General features: G+C 74.4%; 6 protein-coding genes. 2 read left to right on the top strand and 4 right to left on the bottom strand.

Features of this window, described 5'->3' with window-relative positions; all coding sequences use genetic code 11:
* Positions 1-977: M28 family peptidase (locus PYV61_RS21185; RefSeq protein WP_275835384.1), on the top strand; the 977-nt coding region annotated here is incomplete at its 5' end.
* Positions 978-1,062: 85 nt separating this feature from the next.
* Here the strand turns inward: PYV61_RS21185 and PYV61_RS21180 are convergent.
* From PYV61_RS21180 to PYV61_RS21165, 4 genes are read right to left on the bottom strand one after another with little or no spacing between them, the layout of a single operon-like run.
* Positions 1,063-2,025 (bottom strand): ring-cleaving dioxygenase, encoded by a 963-nt coding sequence (locus PYV61_RS21180; protein ID WP_275835382.1) that lies wholly within the window; start codon positions 2,023-2,025, stop codon positions 1,063-1,065.
* Between the two features lie 14 nt (positions 2,026-2,039).
* Positions 2,040-2,975 (bottom strand): VOC family protein, encoded by a 936-nt coding sequence (locus tag PYV61_RS21175; protein ID WP_275835380.1) that lies wholly within the window; start codon positions 2,973-2,975, stop codon positions 2,040-2,042.
* Positions 2,976-2,994: 19 nt separating this feature from the next.
* A complete protein-coding gene (locus PYV61_RS21170) occupies positions 2,995-3,423 on the bottom strand; it encodes a DoxX family protein (protein WP_275835378.1) in 429 nt (142 codons plus the stop codon).
* Between the two features lie 59 nt (positions 3,424-3,482).
* Entirely contained in the window at positions 3,483-3,950 is a 468-nt protein-coding gene (locus PYV61_RS21165; RefSeq protein ID WP_275835376.1) for a MarR family transcriptional regulator, read from the bottom strand.
* Between the two features lie 99 nt (positions 3,951-4,049).
* Between PYV61_RS21165 and PYV61_RS21160 the strand changes: the two genes are divergently transcribed.
* Positions 4,050-4,672 (top strand): hypothetical protein (locus PYV61_RS21160; protein WP_275835374.1); only part of this gene is annotated, 623 nt, incomplete at its 3' end.

The raw sequence follows: 4,672 nt of genomic DNA, 5'->3' as shown, positions 1-4,672 counted from the left end.
CGGCGCTGCTCGGCGCGCCCCTCGCCGACGCGCGCGCCGGCGGCGCCGGCCGCCCGGCGCGCGGCACGATCGCCTTCGAGACGCAGCCCGCGCCGGGGCGCAACGTCGTCGCGATCCTGCGCGGCAGCGACCCCGCCCTCCGCAACACGTACGTCGCGCTGGGCGCGCACAACGACCACGTCGGCTTCGACCGCCAGCCGGTCGACCACGACTCGCTGCGCGCGGTGCTCACCGTGACGCGCCCCGGCGGCGCCGACAGCCCCGAGCGCCCGGTCACGCCCGAGGAGACGGCGCGCATCCGCCGCATGATCGACAGCGCCCGCGCGATCCGCCCGGCGCGCATGGACTCGATCTACAACGGCGCCGACGACGACGCGTCGGGGTCGATGGGGCTCCTCGAGATCGCCGAGGCGTTCGCCGGCGCGGCCGCGAAGCCGAAGCGCTCGCTCCTCTTCATCTGGCACACCGGCGAGGAGGCGGGGCTGTTCGGCGCGCAGTACTACACCGACCACCCCACGGTGCCGCGCGACTCGATCGTCGCCCAGCTCAACGTCGACATGATCGGCCGCGGCACGGCCAACGACCTGTCGCAGGGCGGCCCGGGCTACGTGCAGCTCATCGGCTCGCGCCGCCTCTCGCGCGAGCTCGGCGACCTGGTGGAGCAGGTGGGGCGCGCCGCGAGCCCGACGCCGTTCCGCTTCGACTACGCCTACGACGCCAACGGGCACCCCGAGCAGTACTACTGTCGCAGCGACCATTACATGTACGCGCGCTACGGCATCCCCGTCGTGTTCTTTTCGACCGGCGGCCACCGCGACTACCACATGGTGACCGACGAGCCCCAGTACCTGGCCTACCCGCAGTTCGCGTCGGTCACGCAGCTGATCCACGACGTCGCCGCGCGCGTCGCGAACCTCGATCACCGGCCGGCGCTCAGCGGTCCCAAGCCCGACCCGCGGGGCCAGTGCCAGCAGTGAACGGCAGACAGGATTGACAGGAAACCGGGGGAGAGACTCGAGCCTGAAGTCTCTCCCCCGGTTTCCTGTCAATCCTGTCTGCCGTTCAATCGATCGGCTTCAGCCCCGCGAGGATGCGATCGCGCTGCGGCTCCAGGAACGGCGCCAGCACCACCTTCTCGCCGAGCGTCGCCGGGTCCTCGTCGACCGAGAAGCCCGGGCCGTCGGTCGCGATCTCGAACAGCACGCCGCCCGGCTCGCGCAGGTACAGGGAGCGGAACCAGTAGCGGTCCACCTTCCCGCTGTTCGGGATGCCCAGCGTGTTCAGGCGCTCCGCCCACTCGTCGTACTGCTCGTCGGGCGAGCGGAACGCCACGTGGTGCACGCCGCCGGCGCCCGGCTGCACCGCCGGCAGGTCGGGCTGCACCGCGACGTGGAGCTCGGCGTGCGCGCCGGCCGCCGCGCCGCCGGGGCCCATCTCGAACACGTGCACCGTGTGCTTCGGGCTCTCGGGGTGCTGATAGTCCCGGGTCTGCCGCATCCCCAGCCCCTTCGTCAGCAGCGCCGCCGTCGGCTCCAGCCGCTGCACGCTCATCAGGATCGGGCCGAGGCCGCGCACCTGGTGCTCGGCGGGCACCGCGCTGCGCTCCCACGGGGTCGGCGCGTCGCCGCGCCCGCCGTCGTCGACGAACGCCAGCCGCTGCCCCTCGCGGTCCTCGAACGGCAGCGTCAGGCGGCCGCCGCGCGCCTCGACCGCGCCGTGCGCGACGCCGAGCTCCGTCAGCCGCGCCTCCCAGTAGCGCAGCGAGTCCTCGCCCTTCACGCGGAGGTGCGTGCGCGTGATGCTGCGCGATCCGCGGCGCTCGCGCGGCGCGTCCCAGTCGAAGAAGGTGAGGTCCGTCCCCGGCGTCCCGACCGCGTCGGCGTAGAACAGGTGGTAGGCCGAGACGTCGTCCTGGTTCACGCTGCGCTTCACCAGCCGCATGCCCAGCACGTCGGTGTAGAAGCGGAAGTTCTCGCGGATGCTCGACGAGACGGCCGTCAGGTGGTGGATGCCGGTGAGTTGCATGGGTGTCGTCGTCGTCAGAGGGTGATCCGCACCGTCGTGCCCCACGGGTCGTCGGCCAGCAGCGCGTCGCCGTCGCGGCGCGTCGCGTACCCCGCGCGCTCCAGCCGGCCCGCGACCGCGTCGACGTCGGCGGCGGCCGGCAGCACGATCGTCCAGTCGAGCAGCCGCGCGTCGTCGGCCGCCGGCGGGCGCGCGCCCGGCCCCGCCCAGGTGTTGGTGCCGAGATGGTGGTGGTAGCCGCCCGCGCCGAGGAAGAGCGCGCCCGGGTAGTGCCAGACCGTGCGGTCGAAGCCGAGTCCCTCGGCGTAGAACGCCCGCGCCGCGTCGACGTCGCCGACGTGAAGGTGGACGTGCCCCATCACGGTTCCCGCGGGCATCCCCGTCCATGATACGCCGCCGGCCGCCGCCACGAGCCCCGGCACGTCCACCGGGTCGGTGGCCATCATCAGCTCCTTCCCGACGCGGCGCCACGTCTCGCGCGGCCGGTCGGCGTACACCTCGATCCCGAGCCCGTCCGGGTCGGTGAGGTAGAACGCCTCGCTCACCAGGTGGTCGCCGGCGCCGGCGCGCACCCCGGACTCGCCGAGGTGCCGCACGAAGCGGCCGAGCGCCGCGCGGTCGGGGAGGAGGATCGCGAAGTGGTAGAGCCCCAGCCGGCCGCGCGCCGCCATCGGGCGGGCGCCCGGGCGGGCGACCAGCGTCACGAGCGGCGCGTCGTCGGCGTGCGCGCCCAGCGTCGCCCCGGCGCCGTCGTCGGCGAGCACGCGCAGGCCGAGGACGCGCGTGTACCAGTCGCGCGAGCGCGCGAGGTCGGCGACCTGCAGCCGCACCGCGCCGAGGCGCGTCGCGTCGGGCAGGCGTCCCGCCGCCGAGGGCTCGCCGTAGCTCCCCGGGGTGGCCGGCGCCGCCGCCGGGGCGGCGCCGAAGATGTCCTGGGTCGAGGTGCTCATGGCCGGGGAGGGTGCGGGGTCAGCGGCCGCGCCGCGAGGCCAGCGCGTGGTCGAGCGAGAAGCGGCCGGCGCCGGCGAGCGCGAACGTCGCCGCGGCGGTCAGCAGCACGAGCGGGAACTCGAAGCCGTTCGGGCCGAAGAAGCCGGCGGCCAGGTGCACCAGCAGGATCGCGCCCAGCATCACCACCGCGAGCCCCAGCGCCGTGAGCCGGGTCAGCAGGCCGAGCGCCAGCGCCAGCCCGCCGAAGAACTCGAGCAGCGCGACCGCCGGCCCCGTGACGCCGGGGAGCGGCGCGCCCATCTGCGTGAAGGCGCCGGTGACGCCGGCGAAGCCGTACACGAACAGCTTCTGCGCGCCGTGCGCCGCGAAGGTCGCGCCGGTGACGACGCGGAGGGCGGCCAGGGCCAGGTCGGCGCGGGTGCTCGGGGCGGTGACGGTGGTCGACATGCGCGTTTCCTCGTGTGATGACTGTGGGTGTTGGAACACGTTTCAGTGCAAAGATTTACTCAGTCCCGGTGCCGAGCGCGGGTGAGCAGGTCGATCAGCGCGCGGAGTTCCGACTCGGAGAGGTGCCCGATCAGCCGGCGGTCCATCTCCCGCATCGGCTCGTCGAGCCGCTCCAGCATCGCCAGCCCGTCGTCGGTGATCGTCGTGCGGACCAGGCGCCGGTCCTCGTCGCTGCGCTCGCGGAGGATCCAGCCGGCCTCCTCCATGCGGTCGAGCAGTCGGGTGACGTCCGGCACCGGGGTGACCAGTCGGTCGCCGATCTCATGGCGGCAGAGCCCGTTCGGCCGCGAGCCGCGCAGGATCCGCAGCACGTTCACCTGCGTGGGGGTGACGCCGAACGCCTTGAACTCGCGCTCCACCGCGTGCCCGAGCACGGCGGCCGTCCGCTCCAGGCTCAGCAGTGCTTCCTGCTCGAGCGAGGAGAAGGGGCGGGTCTGGCGGATCTCGTCCTGCAGCGTCTTTTGCATGTGAGAACATTACATGTGATGACACATATGCGCAAGGGGCGATCGGACGCGACCGCCATCGACCGGCGGCCGGGGCCGGAGCCACTATATTGCGCCGCGATGTCCGCGCCCGCCCGCCCCCGCTCCCGCACGCGCCTCGCCCTCGCGGCGCTCGAGGCGGCCGTCGACGGCGGGTGCGGCGCCGGACGCGACGCGGCGGGCGACGCGGGCGGCGAGTTCCTGCTCGCCGCCGGCGACTCGACCTACTGGGTCTCGGCCGGCCCCGGCGGCGCCCGGGTGCGCGGCGCCCCGTTGCTGCTCGCGCGGTGGGACGGGCGCCTGTACGAGGTGTACGCCGCCGACGACGACCGCTCGTACTACGACGCGGTCTTCACCTCGCAGCGCGTCTTCCGGCGCGACCTGCTGGGCGGCGACTCGCTCGCGGTCTACGACGACCCGCGCGTGCGCACGCTGGCCGACCGCTACGCCGTCGCGAACCCGTACGAGCGCCCCCTCGCGCCCGACGAGGACGCGGCCGAGGACCCGGGGACGGTGGCGACGTCGGAGGTGTCGCTGCTCGACGTGCATGGCCCCTACCTGACCGTCGAGTTCCGGGCCGACGTCGAGAGCCGCGGCGGCGCGGCCGACCTCGCGGCCCGCCTCGGGCGCCCGGTGCTCGACCTGCGCGGCGTCGCGGGCGCCACGCTCGGCGCGCTGCTCGGCGCGGGCGAGGCGGCGCGGCT

Source organism: Roseisolibacter sp. H3M3-2 (assembly GCF_029211165.1).
Classification (GTDB): Bacteria; Gemmatimonadota; Gemmatimonadetes; order Gemmatimonadales; family Gemmatimonadaceae; genus Roseisolibacter.
The sequence above is the reverse complement of the archived record's forward strand: the minus strand, read 5'-3'. Positions and strand labels throughout refer to the sequence as shown.